The 23,878-nt window shown below is 54.1% G+C and carries 19 protein-coding genes and 1 pseudogene; 11 read left to right on the forward strand and 9 right to left on the reverse strand.

Going from position 1 to position 23,878, the window contains the following annotated elements:
• The first annotated feature begins 26 nt into the window (after positions 1-26).
• Positions 27-3,008, forward strand: a complete 2,982-nt coding sequence (locus tag M0644_RS11430) for an FHA domain-containing protein (RefSeq protein ID WP_286625777.1) — start codon at positions 27-29, stop codon at positions 3,006-3,008.
• Here the strand turns inward: M0644_RS11430 and M0644_RS11435 are convergent.
• Entirely contained in the window at positions 3,005-4,243 is a 1,239-nt protein-coding gene (locus tag M0644_RS11435) for an aspartate aminotransferase family protein (protein ID WP_286625778.1), read from the reverse strand. The genes M0644_RS11430 and M0644_RS11435 overlap by 4 nt on opposite strands.
• Positions 4,244-4,399: 156 nt before the next feature.
• Here M0644_RS11435 and nrdJ point away from each other — a divergent pair, with 156 nt between their 5' ends.
• Positions 4,400-8,764 (forward strand): ribonucleoside-triphosphate reductase, adenosylcobalamin-dependent, encoded by a 4,365-nt coding sequence (gene nrdJ / locus M0644_RS11440; protein WP_286625779.1) that lies wholly within the window; start codon positions 4,400-4,402, stop codon positions 8,762-8,764.
• A 23-nt stretch (positions 8,765-8,787) separates the two neighbouring features.
• Here the strand turns inward: nrdJ and M0644_RS11445 are convergent, their stop codons facing one another.
• Entirely contained in the window at positions 8,788-10,356 is a 1,569-nt protein-coding gene (locus tag M0644_RS11445; RefSeq protein WP_286625780.1) for a serine/threonine-protein kinase, read from the reverse strand.
• Positions 10,357-10,709: 353 nt separating this feature from the next.
• Here M0644_RS11445 and yqeK point away from each other — a divergent pair, with 353 nt between their 5' ends.
• Together yqeK and M0644_RS11455 are read left to right on the forward strand one after the other, a co-directional pair.
• On the forward strand, positions 10,710-11,360 hold the full coding sequence (yqeK, locus tag M0644_RS11450) for a bis(5'-nucleosyl)-tetraphosphatase (symmetrical) YqeK (protein WP_149820967.1): 651 nt from the start codon (positions 10,710-10,712) through the stop codon (positions 11,358-11,360).
• A 45-nt stretch (positions 11,361-11,405) separates the two neighbouring features.
• Positions 11,406-12,251, forward strand: coding sequence for an ABC transporter permease (locus M0644_RS11455; RefSeq protein ID WP_149820969.1), 846 nt, complete (start codon positions 11,406-11,408; stop codon positions 12,249-12,251).
• Here M0644_RS11455 and M0644_RS11460 read toward each other — a convergent pair.
• Together M0644_RS11460 and phoU are read right to left on the reverse strand one after the other, a co-directional pair.
• Positions 12,248-14,128, reverse strand: a complete 1,881-nt coding sequence (locus M0644_RS11460) for a caspase family protein (protein ID WP_286625781.1) — start codon at positions 14,126-14,128, stop codon at positions 12,248-12,250. The two genes, M0644_RS11455 and M0644_RS11460, sit on opposite strands and share 4 nt — an antisense overlap.
• A gap of 132 nt (positions 14,129-14,260) precedes the next feature.
• Positions 14,261-14,899 (reverse strand): phosphate signaling complex protein PhoU, encoded by a 639-nt coding sequence (gene phoU / locus M0644_RS11465; protein ID WP_190278084.1) that lies wholly within the window; start codon positions 14,897-14,899, stop codon positions 14,261-14,263.
• A gap of 298 nt (positions 14,900-15,197) precedes the next feature.
• Here phoU and M0644_RS11470 point away from each other — a divergent pair, with 298 nt between their 5' ends.
• Together M0644_RS11470 and M0644_RS11475 are read left to right on the forward strand one after the other, a co-directional pair.
• A complete protein-coding gene (locus M0644_RS11470) occupies positions 15,198-15,497 on the forward strand; it encodes a hypothetical protein (protein WP_286625782.1) in 300 nt (99 codons plus the stop codon).
• 75 nt (positions 15,498-15,572) lie between these two features.
• Positions 15,573-16,022 carry a hypothetical protein gene (locus M0644_RS11475; protein WP_286625783.1) on the forward strand — a complete coding sequence of 150 codons (450 nt, stop codon included), beginning with the start codon at positions 15,573-15,575 and terminating at the stop codon, positions 16,020-16,022.
• Between the two features lie 151 nt (positions 16,023-16,173).
• Here the strand turns inward: M0644_RS11475 and M0644_RS11480 are convergent, their stop codons facing one another.
• Positions 16,174-16,491 (reverse strand): hypothetical protein, encoded by a 318-nt coding sequence (locus M0644_RS11480; protein ID WP_149820979.1) that lies wholly within the window; start codon positions 16,489-16,491, stop codon positions 16,174-16,176.
• The gene (locus M0644_RS11485; RefSeq protein ID WP_286625784.1) at positions 16,491-16,790 is read right to left on the reverse strand and encodes a nucleotidyltransferase domain-containing protein; all 300 of its coding nucleotides are present in this window, start codon (positions 16,788-16,790) and stop codon (positions 16,491-16,493) included. The genes M0644_RS11480 and M0644_RS11485 overlap by 1 nt, the downstream gene beginning before the upstream one ends.
• A gap of 152 nt (positions 16,791-16,942) precedes the next feature.
• On the opposite strand from M0644_RS11485, the gene M0644_RS11490 reads away from it, so the two are divergent.
• Positions 16,943-17,422 carry a hypothetical protein gene (locus M0644_RS11490; RefSeq protein WP_286625785.1) on the forward strand — a complete coding sequence of 160 codons (480 nt, stop codon included), beginning with the start codon at positions 16,943-16,945 and terminating at the stop codon, positions 17,420-17,422.
• 3 nt (positions 17,423-17,425) lie between these two features.
• On the opposite strand, the pseudogene M0644_RS13170 reads toward M0644_RS11490, so the two are convergent.
• Positions 17,426-17,773 (reverse strand): annotated as a pseudogene (locus tag M0644_RS13170) (hypothetical protein); the annotation flags it as partial.
• A gap of 201 nt (positions 17,774-17,974) precedes the next feature.
• On the opposite strand from M0644_RS13170, the gene M0644_RS11500 reads away from it, so the two are divergent.
• Both M0644_RS11500 and M0644_RS11505 read left to right on the forward strand, forming a co-directional pair.
• Positions 17,975-18,658, forward strand: coding sequence for a DUF4177 domain-containing protein (locus M0644_RS11500; RefSeq protein ID WP_149820983.1), 684 nt, complete (start codon positions 17,975-17,977; stop codon positions 18,656-18,658).
• 93 nt (positions 18,659-18,751) lie between these two features.
• Entirely contained in the window at positions 18,752-19,123 is a 372-nt protein-coding gene (locus M0644_RS11505) for a hypothetical protein (protein WP_286625787.1), read from the forward strand.
• Here the strand turns inward: M0644_RS11505 and M0644_RS11510 are convergent.
• Positions 19,077-19,778, reverse strand: coding sequence for a YggS family pyridoxal phosphate-dependent enzyme (locus M0644_RS11510; protein ID WP_149820987.1), 702 nt, complete (start codon positions 19,776-19,778; stop codon positions 19,077-19,079). The genes M0644_RS11505 and M0644_RS11510 overlap by 47 nt on opposite strands.
• Before the next feature lie 117 nt (positions 19,779-19,895).
• Here M0644_RS11510 and M0644_RS11515 point away from each other — a divergent pair, with 117 nt between their 5' ends.
• Positions 19,896-21,386 carry a hypothetical protein gene (locus M0644_RS11515; RefSeq protein ID WP_286625789.1) on the forward strand — a complete coding sequence of 497 codons (1,491 nt, stop codon included), beginning with the start codon at positions 19,896-19,898 and terminating at the stop codon, positions 21,384-21,386.
• A gap of 2 nt (positions 21,387-21,388) precedes the next feature.
• Here the strand turns inward: M0644_RS11515 and M0644_RS11520 are convergent, their stop codons facing one another.
• Complete coding sequence (locus M0644_RS11520) at positions 21,389-22,567, reverse strand: DNA double-strand break repair nuclease NurA (RefSeq protein ID WP_286625790.1); 1,179 nt, start codon at positions 22,565-22,567, stop codon at positions 21,389-21,391.
• Positions 22,568-22,684: 117 nt separating this feature from the next.
• Here M0644_RS11520 and dxr point away from each other — a divergent pair, with 117 nt between their 5' ends.
• The gene (dxr, locus tag M0644_RS11525; protein WP_286625792.1) at positions 22,685-23,872 is read left to right on the forward strand and encodes a 1-deoxy-D-xylulose-5-phosphate reductoisomerase; all 1,188 of its coding nucleotides are present in this window, start codon (positions 22,685-22,687) and stop codon (positions 23,870-23,872) included.
• Positions 23,873-23,878: the final 6 nt, after the last annotated feature.

A 23,878-nucleotide genomic window follows, 5' to 3' on the forward strand; every position in this document is an offset into this window, starting at 1 on the left:
TGAAGTGGGGTTTCTAAACAAGCGGTATGGCAGTGCCCATTCTCAACCTTTTAGCGGCTGATGGTTCACGACAGCAAATTCAACTGGGGCGCGATCGCCTGCTTATCGGTACCGACCCCCAAAGCCAAGTGATTCTCGTCGGTGAGGGGATTTCCCGCCACCATGCCTTGATTATTCCCACGGAGACGGGTTATCAAGTGGCGGATCTTGGGAGCGCCAGCGGCACTTTTTTGAATGGTACGAAGCTGCGGCCACGCACCCCTGTGGCTCTAAAGGCGGGCGATCGCCTACAAATCGGTGACTTTGAAGCCATTTTTGATCCAGATGGCATGGCAACAACGGAACTGCCGGGCACGGTGGTGATGGGGGCTGCCAGTACGCCGATCTTGCAGGTGGCAACGCCCCAGTGGTTGCAGGAATTTCCGCTGCTGAAGGAGGAACTGGTTCTCGGTCGGGATCCGAAGGCGGACATCACCATTGACCATCCCTTTGTGTCCTTTCACCATGCCAAGCTGGTGCGATCGGGAGAGCATTACAAAATTATTGACTTGGGCAGCAAGAATGGCCTTCACTGGCGAGGCACAACGATTAGCGAACATGCCTTGGCACCGGGGGATGTGATCCATGTGGGGGAATTCCTGCGGCTGACCTACTTGTTGATGCCCGCCACGGAGGTTGTGGAGCAAACGCGCCCCCTCCAACTGCGCGATCGCCAGCAGGTGCGGATTGGCCGAGATCCCAGCAATGATATGGTGCTGGATCATCCGGTCGTCTCGCGGTTTCATGCCCGCCTCTACCTTCAGGAAGGACAGTGGTACATTGTCGATCTCGACTCTGCCAACGGCACCTTCATCAATAACCAGCGCCTTGAACCCCGCAAACCCGTGCCTTTACCCACGGGGGCTTTGGTGCGCATTGGCCCCTATAGCTCGCTGTTTACCCCCGACGAAACCATTGTTCCCCACAACGACAGTGGCAATCTGCGCCTCGATGCCATCCACCTCAGCAAAACCACCGCCAAGGGGGCAAAGCTGCTGCAAGACATTTCCCTTTCAATTTTGCCCCGCGAGTTTGTCGCGATTGTTGGCGGCAGTGGTGCCGGTAAATCAACACTCCTCGATGCCCTCAATGGCTTTCGCCCGGCGACGGCGGGCACGGTACTGGTCAATGGCTACGACCTATACCGCTACTTTGGCACCTATCGCACCCAGATTGGCTATGTGCCTCAGGATGACATTATCCACAGCGAGCTAACGGTGGCTCAGGCCTTGGACTATGCGGCACGACTGCGCTTACCTGCTGATTTTAGCGATCAAGAGCGACAGGAACAGGTGAACCGCGTCCTTGCGGAATTGGAGTTAACATCTCGTCGCAATGTACTGGTGAAACAACTGAGTGGCGGTCAGCGCAAACGGGTGTCGATTGGTGTGGAATTGCTCACCCGCCCCAGTTTATTTTTCTTGGATGAAGCCACTTCTGGCTTGGATCCGGGCACAGAAACCCAGATGATGCGGCTGTTGCGGCAGTTGGCAGATCAGGGGCGAACGATTTTACTGATTACCCATGCGACTAAGAATGTCATGCTCTGCGATTTGGTGGTGTTTTTGGCACGGGGCGGCCACCTTGCCTATTTTGGGCCACCGGATCAAGCCCTTAGCTATTTTGATGTCCAAGATTTTGATGAAATTTACCTCAAGATTGAGAGCGAGCCCAATCCGGCGGTGTGGCAGCAGCGCTATCGCCAGTCTCATCTGTATCAAACCTATGTGGTGGAGCGGCAGCGTCCCCTGAATGTGGATACGGGAGCAACCCGTCAAGTTCAACCGCAACGCCCCAAAACAACCTTGCCCCCAGTGGCACCGTGGCGGCAGTGGTGGATCCTCACCCAGCGAAACTTGGCCATTTTGCGACAGGATCGGGCGGCACTCATTCTCATGCTCTCCCTCGCGCCGATTTTGGGAGCCTTGGATTTTGTCCTCTGGAAGCCAACGATTCTCGATCCGGATCAGGGGGATGCGGGGCAGGCATTTACGATGGCCTTTGTTACTGTGCTGATTGCGGTGATGGTGGGCAGCCTAGCGACGATGCGGGAAATTGTTAAGGAACTGGAGATCTATCGCCGCGAACGGATGGTGGGGTTGGGGCTGTGGCCCTATATTTTCTCCAAGCTTGGCCCAGCAGTGGTGCTGGCACTGTACCAAGCAGCGGTTTTTTTGGCGGTGAAGTTTTTGGCGATCGATCTGAGCCTCGGTATTGGGGCGATCGCTGGCTTGTATCTAACGCTGTTTCTGGCCACCTTTGGTGGCATGGTGATGGGGTTACTGGTCTCTGCCCTCTCGCCGACGCAAACCGTGGCTCCCTTGTTAACGATTCTCTTTTTGGTACCGCAGATTACCTTTGCTGGAGCAATTATTCCTCTGAAGGATCTGGGGGGCGTGGGCAATCTAATCAGTGATGTGACGTTGACCCGCTGGAGTTATGCCAATGTGGTGTCCCTCTTCGGTTTTGGTCAGGATGTGGCGCGGGATGCCTGCTGGCAGCAATCCAAATCTGAACGGGAGAAACTCAGTCCTGAAGCCCTAGAGCAATGTCCGTGTTTTGATGATAACCTCTTTCAACGTTGCCGCTTTCCCGGCGTGCGCAAGGAGTACCACCCCGCTGTAGATGAACCCGAACCCCCACAACCTCCGGAACCGGGTGATCCACCGCCACTGCCCAATTCGGTCTTAGAGTTTGATCAGGCCTATCGCGATCGCGTCGAGGAGTACAATCAACGGGTCAAAGACTATCAGGCGGCCATGGAGCGCTGGCAAGACCAATTTGCCCTCTGGAAAGAGCAGCGGGGGCGGGCGATCGCCAGCGGTGAAGCTCTTATTGATCGCTTTTGGAGTCTTCAGAGGCACACGTTCAACGCCAATGTCACCGTCAATAACCTGCGCTTAGGGGGCATTATTGCCCTCATGCTGGGACTAGTGGGGGTTTTTCAAAAACGCAAGGATGTGCTTTAGGCTGTTAAGTGGGCAAAGGCTCGGCTCACTGCCCCTAAGGCCATATCAATCTCGGCAGCACTGACAATGAGAGGAGGGACAAAGCGCACCACCTGCGGCCCCGCGGGCACCAGCAATAGCCCCTCAGCAAGGGCAGCTTTGACGACTTCAGCAGCGGTGAGGGGGGTGTCGGGTTGCAGTTCCAGACCGTTGATCAGTCCCCAGCCGCGCACCTCAGCAATGAGCTGGGGATAGGTTGCTGCTAGTTCGCGTAGTCCTGTCCGCAGTTGCTGCCCGCGATCGCGCACATTTTCGAGGAGATTCTCTTTTTCAAGGATTTCACAAACCGTGAGCGCTGCTGCCGTGGCCAAGGGGTTACCGCCAAAGGTACTGGCATGATCCCCCGGCTGAAAGACAGCACAAAACTCCTTGGCAATCATGGCACCAATGGGAACGCCGCCAGCAAGGCCTTTGGCGGAGGTGAAAATATCGGGTTCGACACCGAGGGTTTCATAGCCCCACAGGAATCCGGTGCGACCAATGCCCACTTGCACTTCATCAAAAATCAGGAGAATGCCTTTTTCGGTACAGAGTTGGCGTACCTGCTCAAAGTAGGGGCGATCGCCAGGACGGACTCCCCCTTCTCCCTGTAACGGTTCCAACAGAATAGCGGCCACTTGGGGCTGGGATCGATCTAGCTGCTCAACAAGAGTCTGCAATGCCGCAAAATCGTTGTAGGGAACATAGGCGAAGCCGGGCACTAGGGGGTCAAAGTGTTGTTGGTATTTGGGTTGACCCGTAGCGGTAATCGTGGCGAGGGTACGCCCGTGGAAGCTAGCCTGTGCCGTAATGATGATCGGGTTGGCAATGTGGCGAACGGTATGGGCGTATTTACGGGCCAGTTTAATGGCGGCTTCGTTGGCTTCAGCCCCGGAATTGCAGAAAAAGACGCGATCGCCGCAGGAGTGAGCCACCAACCACTGCGCCAGTGCCCCCTGTTGGGGAATGTAATACAGATTTGAGACGTGGTGTAGCGTTTGCATTTGGCGGCTGACTGTCTCCACCAAAGCCGGATGGGCATGACCGAGGGTACAGGTGGCAATTCCCGCCACAAAGTCCAGATAGCTGCGGCCTTGATCATCCCAAACACGGCAGCCTTCACCGCGCACGAGCGTAATGGGAAAGCGGCTATAGGTGGTCATCACCACTTGGTCAAAGGCATCGGTACTGAAGGACGTTGGGAGAGCAGCAACCATTGACTCTGGACTCAAAGCAAAAACTTCCTGCTATCTTAGCATCTCCCTCTCGCTGTGGCAGGGGAGTTACAGGTCTCTCTAGAATTAGTGCTTATTGACCCCCAAGGATTGCTTCGGTACACTACACCTAGTATTCCGCCATTGAGTCCTGCCCCTATGGTGCAAAATCCTCCCCGTCCTCAAACCAGCTTCCCCGCTACGGCTCCCACAGCCTATCCCGTGTTTTACCGCACCTACAGCCGCCAAAATGAAGCGGGCGAGCGGGAGAGTTGGCAACAGGTGTGCGATCGCACCCTGCAAGGACTACAGGAAGTGGGGCACCTCACCGCAGCAGAAGTTGCCCTTCTCCGGGAAATGCAGCAGGACTTGAAGGCACTGCCCTCTGGCCGTTGGTTGTGGGTGGGAGGAACGGATTGGGTGCGCCAGCCCGAGAACTTTTCCGGTGCCTACAACTGCACCAGCACCAATGTCGTGGATTGGGATTCCTTTGGCCTGATGATGGACTTGGCCATGCAGGGCTGTGGCACAGGGGCGATTCTAGAGCAGAAATACATCTCCCAGTTGCCGCCGATTTGCAATCGCCTTGAGGTGACTGTCATTGGTCAAATTGGTCAAACCCCCAAGGAAGCGCGTCAAGAGCAAACAACTGTAATACTCACGGGGCAGACCTGTCAAATCAAAGTGGGGGATAGCCGCCAAGGGTGGGTGAAGTCCTACCAAACGCTGCTTGAACTCGCCAGCAATCCTCAACTCGCTGGTTCAGTTCAGGTGACGATTGACATTAGTGATGTGCGTCCTACGGGTGAGCGGCTCAAGGGGTTTGGGGGAGTTGCCAATCCAGTAAAGCTGCCAGACCTCTACCATCGCTGCGCGGCACTGTTGAATGCGGCGGTGGGTCGCCAGTTGACCTCTGTGGAGTGTTGTCTGCTGATTGATGAGGCAGCCGTTGTGGTTGTTGCTGGCAATGTGAGGCGTTGTTTGCCTGAGGATGCTTTGGTACACACAAGCAAGGGACTGATCCCTATCAAAGACATCCAAGTGGGGGACTGGGTGCAAACGCCCTTAGGGTTTCGGCAAGTAACCCAGAAATTTGACCAAGGCTACCAAGAGGCTTATGAAGTAATAACAAATGGTCCCTTGCTGCGAGCTACCCTAAACCATCGGATCGCAACTCTTGCGGATGTTTCAGGGGGAATTCACTGGAAATTTGTCAATGCCTTAAACCCGGGCGATCGCCTGCTTCACAATACTCAAGTTTTACCCGGTACAGTTACTCATTTGCCATCAGACTTTACTGATTCTCGACCACGCGGTAGTCATACTTCTCAAGCAATCACTATTCCAGAACTGACGGCTGATGTTGCTTGGTTAATTGGCTTTACCCACGGGGATGGTTATGTTAGCTTGGGACGCAACAAGTACAACAAACCCTTTGGTAGCATTTGTTGGGTTTATAACAGTTTAGATTCCAAGCTTGCTCAGCAGATTCATACTAAAATCAACTGTGCTCTTACTCTCTTCGGTGTACAAGCCAGACAAGAGTGTATTGAAGGTGAGAATACCTTGCGATCGCGAGTAACCTCTATTCATCTTGCAGAATACTTTCACCGCTATATTAAGCAACCTAAACAACCGTTAGAAGTCCCTAGCTTTATCTTGCAGGGAACGGTTGAGGTGCGTTGTGCTTACTTAGCAGGTCTAGTGGATAGTGACGGTTCTGCCTGTGGGCGGCCACCTTACCTATTAACGACTGTATATCCTAAATTTGCTCGTCAAGTTAGCGCTCTTTTATCTAGTTTGGGAATTGCTGTTCGAATCGGTGTCACACTCCCCCAAAAAGAGCATTGGCAACTCAAATATCACCTCAAACTACCAGCTTTTAAGGCTCGCTACAACAGTCTCATTGCACCGTATTCCTTGAAAGGCAAAATTCATCAAGGACAGGAAGCCCATGGCTTTACAATTCCTGCAACCATGATGCGGGAAACCTATACCTATAGCCAAATGCGGGAAATGGGTTTTGAAGGTTTCCGAAGCGTGGATGCCAATTACGAGAGGTATATTGCTGAAGCTGAAGTTAGTCTTGATATTCCCGTAACAGTAAAAGAACTAGGCAGCTATGACTATGTTCAGACCTATGATATTGAGGTCAAAGATGCCCACTGTTTTTACTGTGATGGTTATCTGATGCACAACAGCGCTGGTATGCGTCAGGGGGCAAGTGAGGATGAAGCTTTTGCCCAGGCTAAACAAAATCTCTGGCAACAGGATGAGCAAGGCAATTGGCGAATTGATCCCAAGCGGGATGCGCTGCGGATGGCCAACCACACCCGTGTCTTTCACACCAAGCCCAGTCTCGAGGAATGTATCAATGCCGTGCGCAGTCAGTTCTATTCAGGAGAAGGTGCCATTCAATGGGCCGGGGAAGCCGTTGCCCGCGCCAATGCCGATCTTTTGACTACAGCGGATCTCAAGCAGGCCTTCCTCCGTGCCTATGAAAATCAACAGGGGGAGGCGTTTTTGCGGCAACTGTTGCCCACTATCGATCAACGGGAGCTGGCTCACCGCTTGGGTCGTTATGGCCTCAATCCCTGCGTTACAAGCGATACGTGGGTACTCACAGAAGTAGGGCCGCGCCAAGTCAAAGATTTGATCGGCCAACAGCACGGCACCTATGTCAATGGCGAATTGTTTAGTACCACCGCCGCTGGCTTTTTCCTGAGTGGTATCCAGCCAGTTCTCAAACTTACCACCCGTGAAGGCTATACCCTACGGCTCACCGCGAACCATCGTTTGCTGAAAGTGACCGCCCAAACCCCGAAAAGACAATACACGGAATGGGTAGAAGCAGGTCAATTGCACGCAGGCGATCGCCTTCTTTTGCACAATCACCGTGATCTAACCCCTTGGGGTGGTAAGGGAACTTGGGAAGAAGGCCGTTACACCGCTCAAGCCCTTTATCAAGTTGCCACAGGAAGCGCTGCTGTGCAAACCCAAGCAGCAGGCTGTTTCACAGGGATTGAGCACCGCCAAAACGACTGGATAGCTGTACTCCCCCATACCTTAGAAAAGAACTTTCGCCTAATCACCATCGAAGAAGGCAGCTATGCATTCTACTGCGGGTTCCTCCGAGAGATTTTCGTTACGACTCAGTTAACATCAATACCACGGCTGCATGTCACACTGGGGGATCGACAACTAGCTTCACTTATTCAGCGCATGCTACTGCGTTTGGGAATCGTTTCGGTGGTTGCAGAATCATCCCTAGTTATCCAAGGGGATAATCTCACAACGCTGGCTCGGGTTCTGGAATTGGGGGCGATCGCCCATAATGACTCCTTACCTCCCGAACGCTTTACAGTTGTCGTTGAGTCAATTACTCCCGATGGCATTGAGCCAGTGTATGACTGTACCGTGCCCGGCCCGAATTGCTTTGATGCCAATGGCTTTGTTGCTCACAATTGCGGTGAAATTATTGGTGCTGATTTCCACTGCAACCTTGCGGAAATCCACCTGAATCAAATTGATCCAGCGGATACGATCACACAGGAAAAAGCCTTCAAGGCTGGTGCGCTCTCAGTGGCAGCGCTATTGAACCATCGCTTTGTTGTCGATCGCTATCAATACTCCCGCGCTATTGATCCCATTGTTGGCGTCAGTTTTACGGGGCTATTTGACTTCTGTGTTCATGCCTTTGGTGTGCCTTGGCTGGAATGGTGGGCCGCGGGACGACCGGATACCCCCCAAGGGCGCGAATTCAAAGCCCAAGAGGCAGCCTTCCTGCAACGCTGGCGGCAAATTGTCCATGAGACCGTCTGGGAGTATTGCGATCGCCACGGCCTCAAGCGCCCCAATCGCTGTACCACCGTCCAACCCTCCGGTACCAAATCCCTGTTGACGGGTGCCTCTCCCGGCTGGCATCCCCCCAAAGCCCAACGCTTTATTCGACGGATTACCTTCCGCAAGGGCGACCCCGTGGCCATGGCCTGCTATGACTTTGGCTACAATATCATTCCCTCCCAGTCCGATAAGGATGAGACAGGGAAACTTCTTGATGATCCCTTTGATCCACGGTGTACCGAGTGGCTAGTGGAAATTCCCGTTGCCGTCTCTTGGGCAGATCTGCCGGGGGCAGACACGATTGATATTAGCCAGTTTTCGGCCTTGGCGCAGTTTGACTTCTATATGCAGGTGCAGCAGCACTACACCACCCACAACACCAGTGCCACCATTGAGCTACGGGAACCTGAAGTCGAACCCCTTGCCACGGCAATTTACACGGCGATTCAGCAGGATCAAGGGTATATCTCTGCGGCGCTCTTGGCACGCTTTGATGCCCATGAAACATTCCCGCGTCTGCCCTTTGAACCCATTAGCAAAGAACGGTACGAGCAGGAAGTCACTGCGGTTGCTCGGCGCAAGCGGATCCATGATTTCCATGAAGCCCTCTCCCGCTATACCCAACCCCTCATGGAAGCAGGACCTGCGGGCTGCGACTCCGATAAGTGTCTAATGTCCTAGGAAAAGGGGGCAAACTCGCCCCTCTATTTAGGCAACTTTGTAAACCAGTTCTTCTTGGCGCGATCGAGTTGGCCTTGAACCATTCCAGAGACCATACTGAAGTCTGCCCCAGAAATATCGGCACCGGTAAAGTTGGCTCCTGAGATCGAGGCATCCTGCAATTTTGCTCCCTTCAAATTTGCCCGCTCAAAGTTGGCTTGCACCAGATAGGCACCGCAGAGATTGGCATCACTCAGGTTAGCTCCTTGAAGATTGGCTTCCCGCAAGACCACATTGGTGAGGATACAACCCTTCAAATCAGCATTGGTAAAATTGGCATTGGCAAAATTGGCACCGGAGAGATCGGCATTGCGCAATACCACATTGGAGAGGTCGACATCCACAAAATCCCGTTCTCCCCGCTTATAGGCCGTTAGCACTTGGGCAGCCGTCATCCGTACGGTGACTTTGGGGCGCAGATGCTGACCCGAGCCTGCCCCCACAACTGGCGGCCCACCCCATGGAGATCCTGTCATCCGCGATTGCCGCAACCGAGCTGCTGCAGCATTTTGACGCACAGAGGAGGCATAACTAGAGGACTGAGCTGATCCACGGGGTCGGCCTTGGCTGGGAGGGGCTGCAAGGGCATTACTGAGGTCATCATCCTCTGCTGTAACGGTAGGGGCAGCCAGCGCAGGTGTTTCTTGGCAATCAAGGAGCTGGAGATCGGCTAGGACATCGATCGCGCTTTGGTAACGGTTTTTAACGCTATCCTCCAGCATTTTGTCGAGGAGAGCGGCAAACCTAGGGGAGATATTTTTGACGTACCGCTTCCAATGCCATTCCCCCGTGTGCGGATCTCGCTCAATCTCTTTGGGTGATTTACCAGTGAGGAGATAAACACAGGTGACACCCAGAGCGTAAATATCGCTGGCATAGATGGGACGCATGGCCATTTGCTCCGGCGGCGCATACATCGGTGTTCCCACGGCAAAGCTGGTAAATGTGGATAGCTCTGGGGCATTTTCCACCATCGCCTGGGTGACTTTGTCTTTGACTGCACCAAAGTCAATGAGCACTAGCTTGTTGTCAATATCACGGCGGATCAAGTTGGCAGGCTTAATGTCACGGTGGATCACACCATTTTTGTGTAGGTAATCAAGGATGGGCAGCACTTCCTGCAAAACCTGCTTCACCTCTTCTTCGCTTTTGGGGCCAAAGCGTTTGACCTCCTGTTGCAGGGTGAGGCCACCCACATATTCTTGGATGAGATAGAACTCATTTTCATTTTCAAAGTAGCCAAGCAAACGCGGCAGTTGTGGATGGTTGCCAACTTTGCCGAGGGTGGTCGCTTCCCGCAAAAAGAGTTCCCGCGCCATGGCCAAGATATGGGGAGCAGTGGCGGCTGGCCGTAATTGTTTAATCACACAACTGGGGTTGCCGGGCAGTTTTGTATCCACGGCCAAAAAGGTAGTACCAAACCCTCCCCGCCCCAGCACCTTAATGGCTTTGTATTGATCGTTGAGCAACAATTTGCTGCCACAGGATTGGCAAACCTCTACATGATCGGGGTTTTCTGGCTTGACACAGTTTGGGTTTAGGCAGTAACTCATAGGCAGCCAAGGGGATGAATAGCACGTTCAACAGGGGGAAGGGTGATAGGGTGACCTGTTTTCAAGTCACAGCTCACAGGAATGTGCCCCCACCGCTAGTATGATTCAATAGCTTCCACAGGACGACTCCGTACTTTTACGATACTCTTTTTTCTTTGCCTCACCCTATCCGTGAAATTACGGAAGTTGGACAAAACGCTTACAGCCCTTTCCTAAAATATGGGATGCATAGGGACGAAGCTGATCCTGCTCGACAGTAGCTTTGACTGTTTTAAGGGTTTCCCAACCTTGTGAAAAGAGCCTTCGGTATGATACAAGGGTAGCACTTCATCATCCCTGCTGTGGCTTTGGCTATGACCCCGCTTGTGACAACTGATGCTAAAGATTCGCTGTGCGATCGCCAGCAGGTTTTGGCGTGGTTGACGGAGAATGTGCCTGCACCCCGACTCCAACATATCCTGCGGGTAGAAACGATGGCAGCGGAGCTAGCCCTACACCACGGTTTGGATGTGGATCGCGCTGCTTGGGCGGGGTTATTACACGATTTGGCAAAGTACTTTCCGCCGGAGCGGCTATTGAGCATGGCACGGGAGGCGGGGCTGCCGATTACGGAGGTGGATGAGGCGGATCCCCACCTGCTTCACGCGGATGTGAGTGCCCTTGTGGCGCGACAGCAATTTGGCATTACCGATGAACAGGTCTTAGCAGCCGTTGCCAACCATACCTTGGGTCAACCGGGAATGGATGCCTTGAGTTGTGTTGTGTTTCTCGCGGATAGCTTGGAGCCGGGGCGAGGCCAGACGGTGGAGCTAGAGGAATTGCGCAAGGTGGCTCACCAAAATTTACAGGAGGCGGTGTGGCGGGTGTGCGATCGCACGCTGTTGTGGTTGGTTGACCAGCACCGTTTAATTCACCCCCGCATGATCCTCACCCGCAACTGGGCAATGCAGGTGGCACCAGCAAAACCGAAAAAGAGCGAAAAGAAAGGCGCCGCCAAGGTTTAGAGGCCTTGCTACCCTAGAAAACGGGTTTGATCTCGGAGTTGCGTTATGACCACTGCTTCAGCAAGGGCTGTTCCCGGTATTTTCTCAGGTGAATTCATTCAGGAAACGCTCGCTTTGACCCGTCGCCTGTTTATCCAACTGCAACGGCGCCCTTCAACACTGGTGGCGGGGGTGGTACAACCCTTGATTTGGCTGATCCTCTTTGGGGCTCTCTTCCAGAATGTGCCGCAGGGTCTGTTTGGCGAGAGTACCAATTATGGTCAGTTTCTCTGTGCCGGTATTATTGTCTTTACCGCCTTTAGTGGCGCCCTCAATGCGGGGCTGCCGGTGATGTTTGACCGTGAGTTTGGCTTTTTGAATCGGCTGTTGGTGGCGCCATTGGCTTCGCGGTTTTCAATTGTGTTGGCCTCGGCTTTGTTCATCACAACCCTGAGTTTGATTCAGGTGGTGGCGATCGCCAGCCTAGGGGTGCTGCTAGGAACCGGGCTACCGAATTTAGCGGGCATTGGAGTTGTCTTGGCCACCGTACTAATCTTGGTTTTTGGTGTGACAGCCCTAAGTCTCGGACTCACCTTTGCCTTGCCCGGTCACATTGAACTGTTGGCGGTGATTTTTGTGATCAACCTGCCGTTACTCTTTGCCAGTACTGCCTTGGTGCCCCTGTCGTTTATGCCGCGCTGGTTGCAGTGGATTGCCAGCCTCAATCCCCTCAGTTTGGCGATTGAACCGATTCGCTATGTCTATTTACATCCTGACTGGCAGTTTAGTGATGTGGTCATGGTGGCGCCTTGGGGATCCCTAAGCTTGGGAGCAGCGCTGCTGATTCTTTTGGCGGTTGCCGTAGGGATGAGCCTACTCATTCAACCCCTGTTGCGGCGGCGCTTGGCCTAGACCACCCGCAGCGTGAAGCCTTGGGTACACCACTCCCGCACATCCAAGGAAAACTCATTCCCCTCCGGTTCACTGCTGAGATCCCCTAGCAGACCGAGAACCAAGGCAAGACTATCCTCACCAGAAATTAGCAATGGCTCTGAATGGCTAGGGTGGCTACTCAGTTGGCTAAAACGAGTCAGGGGGCGGTGGCTGCTGATGATAAAAACCTTCAGCCATTGGCAAGGGCGATTCAGCGTCCACGTATAAAGGGGAATATTCAAGCCCGGCGCAACCGCCAACTGCCACGACTGCGTTTGCAGTGGCAGCAGGAGAATCCCCTGACTGCTATCCCAAGCAACGGCGACAATGTTGAGGGGGCGATCGCCATAGTTGTAGAGGCTCCAGCGGCAAGTATCCCCCTTGGCCAAGGTGAGGGGCGTGTCTAAGTTCGTGGCTGGCAGCTTGGTGCTCAGAACCTCCGGCAGGGGATTGGGGCTGCGGGGGGGGGATTGGCGGCTCAGGAGTTTTGCCGTTGGCGATAGTTGCTCAAGGGTTGTACACACGGCCACCTGACTAGAGGTGGGGTTCAAGGTCAGTGTCAGCCATTTTTGAGCCAGCAGGACATTCAGCAGGGGGTTCAAGCGACGGATGCTGGCTTTGGCGGCTTCATTGGTACCTGTGCAACTGTGTTGGAGCAACGTTCCCACCGGCCATTCCAATCCATAGCTACCCCCTGTGGCACTTCTAGTGAGAACCACATCTGGCAGCGACTCACTGCCGTTGAGCACAGCAACGTTCTCTTCGTTGGTCAGCGCATTGATGGCATCTACCCGCTCAATCTTGCTCAGCTTGGGGTCTAGTGCCACTTGTAGCTGCAGATTTTTCCCTAGGCGCCGTTGTTGCTCATAGAGGCGATCGCCCACTTGCAGGGGCTGACCACTTACCCCCTGAGCCATGATGCCATTAAAACTAACCATGTCAACGACCGTGGCACCATCGGCAGTGCTCCAACGACTGTGGGGATGACAATGGGCTAATAGCCAAGGACTGAGGCCGCCACACCAGATTTGAAGGGCGCGATCGTGACCGGTACTTTGCACCACACCATCAAAGCCGTGGGGTAGGGGGACATTCCCCGGCAATCCATCGCTGACGAGATGAATTTCTGCCCCAGTTTGCCAGCGCAGTTCATCGGCGGTGTACATCAGGCTGGTCGCCAAGGGGCGATCGCCCCCCAAAGCCGCTAGATAATGGCTCAAACTAGCAGTAAAGAGTCCCATAGGAACGCCATTCAGGTGCGTTTCTACCCCCAAATCGGCCCAGAGCAGCAGATGATCCTTGGGAACTTGGCCTGTGCCACGGCTCTCTACAGGCTGCAACGGCACAAATCGCCAGCGCAACATCTCCCCCTCAATGGGTGGCGGGCTAAAGCGGGTGTCGAGCCATACCTGTACCCCTTTGGTACGCAGTAATTCAGCAAGCGGTAAGATGCCCTCACCTGCTGCTGTGGCATCGGCGAAAACCAGTGCTGGTTGTTGCTGCCAAAGCGTGCCGTAGCCACTAAAGTAAACTAACAGGGGCTGACCAGCGTGCTCCAGCACCCCTAGGGTTTCTTGAACCGCATCGAGGGTTGCCGCCTGTTCCGTCAGTAGCGTAATGTCACTGTCCGCTAGCCCCCAGCCATCTAGCAATAGGTTTTTCACTAGCTCAACATCCGTTAGACAACCGCCTAAAGGGGGCACACCCACCAACTGGGGATAGTGGTTAATGCCAATCAGGAGTGCTCGCCACGGACGAAGAGAGTCTGCCAAGGAGCCGCCTGCCGTTTGCCAAACCCACGGCATCAGTGTCAGTGCCGCAGCACCGTACAAAAAAGAACGACGGCTTAACCTCATGCCTTACCTCCCAACAGGCCCATCCTCAGATTCGAGCACAGGCACGACAACACTTATGAATTAGGACTAGTTCTATTCTCAAAGGTTGTGGACGCAATTCAGCGCACAGCGAGCATAAAACGTCAATTTTTCCTAGGGGTCTTCCCCCCGCACAATGAAGCAGACGCGCTGGCCAATGGTTACCGCATGATCACCAATGCGCTCTAGGTTGCGAATCAGCAGCAGGAGGATTAAGCGCAATTCCACTGGTTCTTGCGGATCCAAAGGGGTGCAGAGTCGCTCATAAAGACGTTGATAGTCGGCATCGACGGCATCATCGCAGTTGGCAAGGGCTAGCCCGACCTCAGGATCCAAATTAGCAATGGCGGATAGGGCTTCCGATAGTAACAGTTGCGATCGCTGGAACATCACGCGGATGTCCTCAAGGCAGGGTGGGGGTGGATAGCGCAGCAGCGTTTGACCCGCACGGCCAATTTCAAGGGCATAATCGCCGATCCGCTCTAGATCGCGGCAGAGGTGCGAGAGCATGACCAAAAATCGGAGATCCTCGGCCACAGGGGCTTGCAATGTCAGCAGGGCGATCGCCTCACGATTGAGTTCTTGGGCGCTGCGGTCAATGTCCCGCTCCCTTTGGATCAACTGCTCGACACTGAGGAGATGTCGCTCAATCAAGACACCATAGGCCAACTGACAGGCACTTTCCACCAGTGTCCCCAGTCGCAGCAAGTCACTGCGCAGACGTTGTAGTTGCCGTTCAAAATGGGTGGCCACGGCCTCAGACCAGCTCTTTGTAACATTAAGCCTAATAAAATCGCAACGAGTCCACCATTAGCGGTATCTTCAAATTGAATTGGTATTAATAAGTTCTTTATCGAAATAAATTCGGGATACATTCAGTGACGACACCACAGTGCTTTTCTCAAATACGGGGTACATCGAAGGAAATGGGAAGCTATCCTAGGCCAGCTTCTGCTGTGTTGAGCAGGTGCCATTATTGCGAAAAGAGCTGTAAAGTGAGGGCAAAAGACTGTGAGGCTTCTAAGTAAGCTAAATTAGGAGACCCCAATTCATGGAGGCGGGTTTACCGTCCCTGTTTCAAGTGTGTACGCCCCGTGCGGATGTCCGTCAAGGGCAGATCGTCGACTCAGATTTCGCGGCAGATTTAGCGCAGGTGATTCGCGGTCAAGCACCACCCGCCTATCAAGACCCACAGCAATTTTTTGCCCATACCCATCCCACGCGGGGATTGCGGCAATTACTCACCAGTGTTTGCCAGCGACTTCAGGGCAGCCATGAGCAGGTGGGAGCAATTTTTCGCCTTGATACCAGCTATGGCGGCGGGAAAACCCATGCCCTTATCGCCCTGTGACATATCCTAGGCAATCTTGCAAATGCTAGTCACCTCAATGAGTTTATTGATCCAGCCTTACTGCCTCGGCAAAAGGTGGGGGTTGCTGCCTTTGATGGTGAAAATGCGGATCCGCTCAACGGTCGCCAGTTGGCACCAGGCATTTTGGCACGCACTCCTTGGGGAGAAATTGCATGGGCGTTGGCGGGACAGGAGGGAAATGATGCCTTTGTGATTCTGGCCTATGTCTGTCAACTCCCTGAGACGAAAACAACCGTCTCGTGGCAGGGTAACTATCAGACAGTGGCGGGCAGTCACCTCGAATTTGAGTACGAGGGCGATCTCAATGATCTAGGACCTGTGAAGGACTTTTGGGCAGCACAGATGCGAGCAGCCAGTGAGAAAGAACTTCATGCCACCTACGCGATCGAGTTTTTCAAAGGATTAGAGTTGGCGGGCAATACCCCAGAGCAGGTCACAGAACGCCTCTGTCGCCAAGGGGTGGGGGCAGCCCATGTGCAGGCAAGTGCCTCAATTGCGACCTAGGAGGAATTCACGTCGCGTTTATGAGCAAACGGCGAGCAGTTGCAATCAATACCGGTACAAACCCATGAGCCGCCTCAAGCGCTGAAGCTAAAATTGCCGCATCTTCAACCTATTCATGCACCATTTGATTGCGCAGCTTACGCATATCTATCTAGGCTTGGGCATCGAGGATCAGACCCAGTTTTTCAGCCCGATCCAGATTCTGGGCAAACGTTGCCGTACGCTCGCCGTGCACAGCCAAATAGGTCGGCAATAGCTTATCGCCAACGGTATCTTGGAGACGACTAAAGCGGCAGACAAAAGCATCCACTCGCTCGGCTAAATCCTCATCCTCAGTCAATTGACGAGCACGCTCTGGTGTAAAAGGCTGGTCAAACAAACGCCGGTCAGTGGCTTCCAAGCGTAGAATTTCCCGCTCTACCAACTGGGAGAGATACTGCCAGCGGGCAGCAAGTCGCGAATCGAGCATCACAGAAGAATCCCCTCTTGACGGGCAACCTCGTGGATGGGCGAACGGAGGAGATTGGGTGCCGCTAAAACCACATCAACATTGCGTTCATCCAAAAAGCGGCTGATTCGGCCAGCAAGGCGGGCAGCCAGTAGAGCAGGCGATACCACTGGATAGGGCAGTTCCACGAGTAGATCGACATCGCCGCCCCGCAGATCATCGTAGATACGAGAACCAAAAAGGCGAACGGTGGCTTCTTCGCCCGCCAATTCGCTGACAATAGAGCGAATGCCAGTCACTTGTTCAGGTGTTAAGCGCATGCGATCGCCTGCTCATTCCTCTATTAAATTGATCTTAAGTCGAGACTGGGCCTAAGATTGCCGTTTGGGTAGTGCAGATTTTCATCAGTGGCCACGGGCAGCAGCTAAACTGCAAGAACTGAGCATTGATCCTGAGACCTTAGAGATGTAGCATGACCCCAACAACGACAGCGGCTCCCCTTCCCAGCCTAGAGTCTGCCCTTGGCCAGCCGAATTATCAACTGCGGGTGACCTATAGCCGTGCCAGTGATCTGCACATGGAGGTGTGGCAACTACCTGCGGTGGCAACGCCCGATCTGGTGAAGCCCTTGCGTTTGGGGGGCTTAGGAGGACGACATCTTGCCCTCATTGAAGAGCGGGTGCTACGGCAATTGGCGCGATCGCGCGTGAAGCTGGGGAAAGTACTGCCCCATGAACCTCAGGTGTATTCCCTGACAGAAGAGGTGGCACTACGGCTAGGGTTAATTTTTCGGGTGTTGGCGCCGATGCGCAGTCGCGACAAAATGATGGCCTGTGTGATGGGGATTGAGGAAATGGGACAGGAGGAAGCGGCCTATTGGTTGGGCATGGCACTGCATCACCAGAATCCTCGGCGGGTCTTGGCAGCACTACGATTGTTGTTGCAGGAATAAAAATTAATTTGGCTCCAAAATCTTAACAAGAATCCGCATCAAAGTCTCAAGATCGTCGTCGGGAACGCGGTACAGGGTTAGGCTTTGTTGAATTTGCTTTTGCGCTCGATGCAGGAGGCCAAATTGCCAAATATCCCCGGTGGAAACTGCCCCTTGCAGGATGGGCTGCGGACTCTCTGTCTATTGGTCGAGGGCAATCAGTTCAACGGCCAGTTGGGTAAAGCCTTTGGCAAGGTCAGCATTTTGGGCTTCAACCACCAGCAGCTTGCCGACAGCGTAAAGGTAGTAGTCGAGGGAGCCTTTAAGCTGGTCACTGACGGTGAGGGGATACTCGATGCGCAGTTGAGCGTAGTTATCGAAAGGTATAGGACTGTGCGGGCTAGAAAATAGCAGGTCTAGTCATCTTGCAGTCTGTTGCTTGGTTCCTGCGGCATCGCTCTTTTAGTGTAGCTTTTGGCTTTGACTGGACGGAGAAAAAAGGCGTAGCGGTGCATATTGCATCCTTACTCCAATGGATAAAACTTAGGCAAAGATATTGTGGGATGAGCAGTGATGAAAACGAATCTTGAGGCTATCAAGCAAGCGATCCAAGGCGCGATCGCCAGTGAAGCAGTGACGGTTGAAGTTTCACAAACAGGCTCTCAACTCACAGTGATTTTCAATCGCCCTAGGGACAAAACAGTGGACTTTACGGCTCTAGCGGATCAAACTGTGGATATCCTAAATCGGCAACCCTTGGGACGGATCAACTTCGTGAAATTTTATGGGCGCAAAACTGGGGGAACCCCTGAATGGGAATATGCCGAACCGCTATCCCCCCCACCCCCGCAAGCGGTTATTCAGGAAACACTGCAAACAGGTCTCTCGGAATTTGGGCAGCGGTTTCAGTTCTATAATCAAACCATTACGGCGACATCAGCCCTTGCGATCTTCCTCATGCTGTTGCTAGGGGGACTTTTCCCGAATAGCAAGTGGGAGTACAAGACAGTATATGTTACGGCAAAAACAGTATCTTTAGGTGCGTACCCAAAATTTTCCGCAAAAGAAGTTTCCCTGATGGAGTTGGAGAGTGAGGTAGAAAAGCTGGGTAAGCAGGGTTGGGAGCTAGTGGATTCTTTTGTGGAGGATGAAACGGTGCATCCCAATTTTGGCAACGAGGAATACGTAACAGGTTTGCAGCCCAATGTGCGCCCCAATAGGGTGGTGTTGCTTTTTAAGCGGAAGACGTGGTTTTAGATAGGGTTCAAGCAATGACAGGGTGGCAGGGGCGATCGCGCCGTGCCCGCGTGCTGAGTGTGCCGGCTGCCCTAGAGGAAAAGTTACTGCCCTTTGCCCCTGCAAGCCCGCCGCCTGCGGGAAACCCCAACGCTCTATACCCCTCAAGTCGCAAAAGCTGCCCCCACCCCTGAACCAGTTCTGACCTGTTCGCCCCGTGCTTTGGTTTGGCATTATCTGTATGATGCGCCGCGTCATTCCCCAGCGGGCGATCGCGTGGATGTGGCCTACCTTGCCCCCGGCCTACCCCAAGCGGTGCGGGTCACCACTGATCCTGAGTACTACGATCAGCACTGCGATAGCGTTGAACTTTGGTCGCCGGGCAGTCCCCTCTTTCCGCCACCGGTGATGATTCCCGAACCAACCCCTTCCAAGGGCATTACTCGTGGTGAATTTCTAGCGTTGCTTGGCGATCGCCAAAAATAGCCGTGCCAATGCGCACCATGGTTGCCCCAGCTTGCACCGCAAGGGGATAGTCCTGCGTCATACCCATGGAATACTCCTGCCACTGCAGCTGCTGCCACGGTTTTGTACGCAGTTCCTCGCCCCAAGCCCGCAATTCCTGAAAGACTTGCAATTGCTCTGCGGGGGGCAACCCCAAGGGCAGAATCGTCATCAGGCCACAGCAGCGCAGATGGGAGAGGGCATCGAGTTGGGGAAGGGCTGCTTCCAGTTCGGATCTTTCCCAGCCGTGTTTTTGGGGGTCGGGGCGGAGCTTCACCTGCAGTAGACAGTGGGGACTGGGGGCGTCGGTTTCCCTGAGAATGGCATTGATGCGCTCAGCTAATTTCCAGCGGTCAACGGTGTGAATCCAGTCAAAGAGTTGCAGCGCCTGCCGCACTTTATTGGTTTGCAGATGGCCAATGAGATGCCAGGTAATATCCGTGAGGTCAGCCAATTCAGTGCGTTTACTGGCCGCTTCCTGGACGCGACTTTCGCCAAAATCCCGAATGCCGGCCTCGTAGGCAGCCCGAATCGCGGCCGCTGGCATAAACTTACTCACGGCAATGAGGCGGACATGGGGGGGAAGTGTTGATTTGAGGTGGGTGGCGCGATCGCGAATTTCAGCAGCGGATAACACAGGCAATTTGCGGGCAAGGATGCTTTTTGATCCTAAAACCCTGTTGCAAAAAGTGAAACCATGGCAGGATTTTGAGTTTCCTTGACTAGGCTAGAGGGTAGGATTCAGAACGCTGCTATGGCTGTGCCCCTCAAACTCTCCCTTGGCCTCATTGGTTTACTCGCTCTCGGTACCCTTTTAGTGGGGAAGTTGCTCTCCCCAGGAGAAAACTTTATGTCCTCTGCCCAAGGTCAGCCCAATTGGGGAATTGAGTCAAACCCCTCGCCACTCCCTAAACCTGAACCGCCACCGCGCGTTTCTGTGGCTGACTACGATCGCTACCGCCAAGTCATTGAGCGCACCCGCAGCATGATCCACAACTCAGAAGCGCGGCGGCTTGCCGAGCAATATGGCTTGAACATTCTTGACATCACATGGGAGGACACCGCTCGCTACCACAACTCTGCCGTCGGCCCTAATATCAGTGACATGACGATTCAAATTCAGCAGTACAACCCACGCACCAAGGGTTATGAACTGAGTCTGATGCCCGTGATTCGCTTTCCCAATTTTAGCGATCGCACAGCGGATATTCCCCTCGAACGCTTCTTTATCTTGGTGGGCAATGAAAAGGGCAAGCCGCTTCAACGGGTCAACCTCAAGGAATTTCTCGGTAACTTCCGCAAGTATCTCCACAATCCCCGCTCCTGGGCAGGGAATCGTCGCTCCCTTTTGGCCGATCGCGATAGCCATGTGCTGGTGAGTGCCCAAGCCTGTTTCCTACCCATTCCACCCCAAGGGGAAGCCACCTTTAACCCTGTGCTGTTTAACTACCAGAGCTACGAAAAAAATCCAGCGGTTTTAGCAATTCTCGTCACTCGCCAAGGTACCAGCGCCACCGTTATTGACAACAAGCGGGATGCCTTTGAAGCGGGGCAGACGTGGGGGCAGCGACTGTTTTTCAATAAGAATGGCGAACGGGCGAGCCTAGTGGGACAACGCGCCAGTGATTTTGGGGTGAGAACTGGTGGTGGTGAGATTACCTCTGCCCAAGCGGAAGCGGCGGGGATGAATATGGTGATGCTGATCCAAGTGCCCCTGAAGCAAGCCCCTCGGCCCCGATCGGTTATGCCCCCTTTCTCGATGCCCGCCCCCGCCCTCATGGAGGCAGCACCTAGCGCTGGTCGTTCCAATGTGGAGGCGGCAGTCATTAGTTATGGCAAGGTGGAAGGCCCCTTCACTGAAATTGATAACCTGCCGATCGAGCGGGATCCCCGCTTCCCCATCCGCGTCACGGTGCAATTTTATAAAGCCACCGATAATGGCGTTGTTGCTGCCGAGGATATGCGCCACATCAAGGATCAAATTGCCAAGGTCTATAGCAATGCCGATTATGTCGGCAGCCTCGTCATTGATGGTGACACTGGGCGCCCCACGGAATACACAGGCAGCAAGCAGCAACCCCCCGGCTGGTGGGACGACTTCTGGCAACGGCACCAACAAAATACTGGTCAAACCCGTGAGGAAGCCCTAGAAATGTTGCGGCGATTGCGGGGCAAAGACTGGATGCCGAGGTCGCAAGGGGAATTGGAACAGGCACTGAAGGCGCTGCAAAATTCGTCCCAATAGAGCTAACGCCGCTGCTGCTTACTTACCCATTTGCGACTAAAGCGCAGTTCCATGCCGACGCCCTCTGCCCAGACTTGCAATTGCTTGAGGAAGGCTTGGCGATCGCTCCCTTGGAGAACGGCCAATTGATCCGCCGCTTCGAGGGCGTAGGGGTACCCTTGACCCGTAATCAGTTCACCGCAGAGCCAGCGAATCACCTGATCCAGTAAGCCCGCTTCGTAGAGCCACAGGGGGAGTTCAAGGCGCACAGGATAGCCCTGATGGGCCTTGAGGTAGCAAAAGCCAATGTTCTTAGCCCAAGGGCCATACCGTTCGAGGATGCCCCCGCGATCGCAGATAAACACAGGGGAGCGATCGCCCCATTGGGTCAACACCGTGCTCAACAGTTGGGCATCCGAGAGGTGGGGACTCGGCGCCAGCTGCTCCAGATATCCCAAAAGGGTCACCAAATCCCGTGCCTGAGAGCTATCAATATAGGCCACCAAGGGAATCTGGTGTTGCCGGCTCGCGGCAAGGGTTTGGCACAGTGCCGCCACATATCGCCTCTGCCACTCGGGGGCATAGGACTCGGCAAACGTGGCCACAAAGGAGCCATCAAACAATAGTAATGCGGGTGCGGTTACCTCGGCCATGCGCTCCCGTAGGGTTTTTAATTCCAGTTCAAAGCGGCGCAGATGGATATAGCGTTCGTGGAAGCGATAAATTTGCGGCTGTCGCAACTGTTCTTCCGCTTGGCGCAGTTCCGCTGGTGTAATTAGTTCAAGGACAATTTCCTTGGCGTAGGGGCGATCGCGCCGATGGGGATTGAGAAACCACCCCGCCTGTACCACACCCACGGGCAAAAATAGCTCTTCACTGGGCACAATCTGGGAACCATCCACCGCCACAGTGGTGACATCCATGAGTTGAGTCATTGCCCACTCCCGCGCCGCCTGACGATGGGGCCACTGGATCTCCAAGGGAATGCGCCACCCCTGATGCCACGGTTCAATGGGACGTGCCCCCCAATCTGGGATCTGGGGATCAATGGCAGCGGTGATGTCGGCAATGGTTTGCTGCTGCCATGTCTTGAGAGCCTGTTGGTAGGCCTGTCGCACCTGAGCTAGGGCGGTGTCATAGCTGAGAAATTCGGCCTTTTTATGATTTAGTTGCTGCACCAGTTGGGAAAGGGGTAACACCATGACTGGGAAAGACTAGAGAAACGCCTCTTGCTATTCTCAACGGAATAGGTATGGGTTTGCCTTGTGTCCCCTCCTGCGGTAGATATTAAGGTGTCCACTGACCCTCCCCCAAAAACTGTGAAGGCACTCACTCTCCTTGGCTCCACTGGCTCCATTGGTACCCAAACCCTTGACATTGTTGCCCAATATCCCGATCGCTTTCGTGTCGTTGGCCTTGCGGCGGGTCGTAACTTGGAGCGACTGATTCCGCAAATTCGCCAATTTCAGCCGGAGATTGTCAGTATTGCCGATGCCAAGCAACTGCCAGAGTTAGAGGCGGCACTGGCCGATCTGCCCCAAAAACCGCAACTGGTGGCGGGGGAATCCGGTATTGCGACGGTAGCGGCCTATGGGGATGCCGATGTTGTGGTCACCGGCATTGTTGGTTGTGCCGGTCTGGTGCCGACGATCGCCGCCATTAAAGCGGGTAAAGATATTGCCTTGGCCAATAAGGAAACGCTGATTGCCGGTGCGCCCGTGGTTTTGCCGCTGCTTCAGGAGTACGGTGTCAAGCTCTTGCCCGCTGATTCTGAGCACTCGGCGATTTTTCAGTGTTTGCAGGGGGTGCCCGAGGGAGGACTGCGGAAAATTATTCTCACTGCTTCCGGAGGCGCTTTTCGTGATTGGCCGGTGGAAAAACTCCCGCAAGTGACGGTGGCCGATGCCCTCAAACACCCCAACTGGTCAATGGGACCCAAAATTACTGTGGACTCGGCAACCCTGATGAATAAAGGCCTAGAGGTGATTGAAGCCCACTACCTCTTTGGCATGGACTACGACAATATCGAGATTGTGATCCATCCCCAAAGCATTATCCACTCGCTGATTGAGTTGCAGGATACCTCCGTGCTGGCGCAGTTGGGCTGGCCAGATATGCGGTTGCCGCTGTTGTATGCCCTCTCGTGGCCAGAGCGAATTCCCACCAACTGGTCATCACTGGACTTGGTAAAGGCAGGAGATTTAACCTTTCGATCGCCGGATCACCAAAAGTATCCCTGTATGGGGCTGGCCTATGCTGCGGGTCGCGCTGGTGGGGCAATGCCAGCGGTGCTGAACGCTGCCAATGAACAGGCGGTGGCGCTCTTTATTGCCGAGGCGATTTCGTTCCTTGAGATTCCCCGCCTGATTGAGATGACCTGCGATCGCTACTCTGCCCAAAACATTAACAACCCTACCCTAGAGGACATTTTGGCCGCCGATCGCTGGGCGCGAGAAACGGTACAGGAGTTGGCACAACGGGGAGTTAGCCCCATGGTTGCGCTATAGAGTGTG

The sequence above is a fragment of the Thermosynechococcus sp. B1 genome (assembly GCF_030322985.1).
Lineage (GTDB): Bacteria > Cyanobacteriota > Cyanobacteriia > Thermosynechococcales > Thermosynechococcaceae > Thermosynechococcus.

Coding starts and splice junctions, on each gene's coding strand:
- M0644_RS11430 (WP_286625777.1), top strand. CDS start 27: ATGGCAGTGCCCATTCTCAACCTTTTAGCGGCTGATGGTTCACGACAG.
- M0644_RS11435 (WP_286625778.1), bottom strand. CDS start 4,243: ATGGTTGCTGCTCTCCCAACGTCCTTCAGTACCGATGCCTTTGACCAA.
- nrdJ (WP_286625779.1), top strand. CDS start 4,400: ATGGTGCAAAATCCTCCCCGTCCTCAAACCAGCTTCCCCGCTACGGCT.
- M0644_RS11445 (WP_286625780.1), bottom strand. CDS start 10,356: ATGAGTTACTGCCTAAACCCAAACTGTGTCAAGCCAGAAAACCCCGAT.
- yqeK (WP_149820967.1), top strand. CDS start 10,710: ATGACCCCGCTTGTGACAACTGATGCTAAAGATTCGCTGTGCGATCGC.
- M0644_RS11455 (WP_149820969.1), top strand. CDS start 11,406: ATGACCACTGCTTCAGCAAGGGCTGTTCCCGGTATTTTCTCAGGTGAA.
- M0644_RS11460 (WP_286625781.1), bottom strand. CDS start 14,128: ATGAGGTTAAGCCGTCGTTCTTTTTTGTACGGTGCTGCGGCACTGACA.
- M0644_RS11470 (WP_286625782.1), top strand. CDS start 15,198: ATGGAGGCGGGTTTACCGTCCCTGTTTCAAGTGTGTACGCCCCGTGCG.
- M0644_RS11480 (WP_149820979.1), bottom strand. CDS start 16,491: ATGCTCGATTCGCGACTTGCTGCCCGCTGGCAGTATCTCTCCCAGTTG.
- M0644_RS11485 (WP_286625784.1), bottom strand. CDS start 16,790: ATGCGCTTAACACCTGAACAAGTGACTGGCATTCGCTCTATTGTCAGC.
- M0644_RS11490 (WP_286625785.1), top strand. CDS start 16,943: ATGACCCCAACAACGACAGCGGCTCCCCTTCCCAGCCTAGAGTCTGCC.
- M0644_RS11500 (WP_149820983.1), top strand. CDS start 17,975: ATGAAAACGAATCTTGAGGCTATCAAGCAAGCGATCCAAGGCGCGATC.
- M0644_RS11515 (WP_286625789.1), top strand. CDS start 19,896: ATGGCTGTGCCCCTCAAACTCTCCCTTGGCCTCATTGGTTTACTCGCT.
- M0644_RS11520 (WP_286625790.1), bottom strand. CDS start 22,567: ATGGTGTTACCCCTTTCCCAACTGGTGCAGCAACTAAATCATAAAAAG.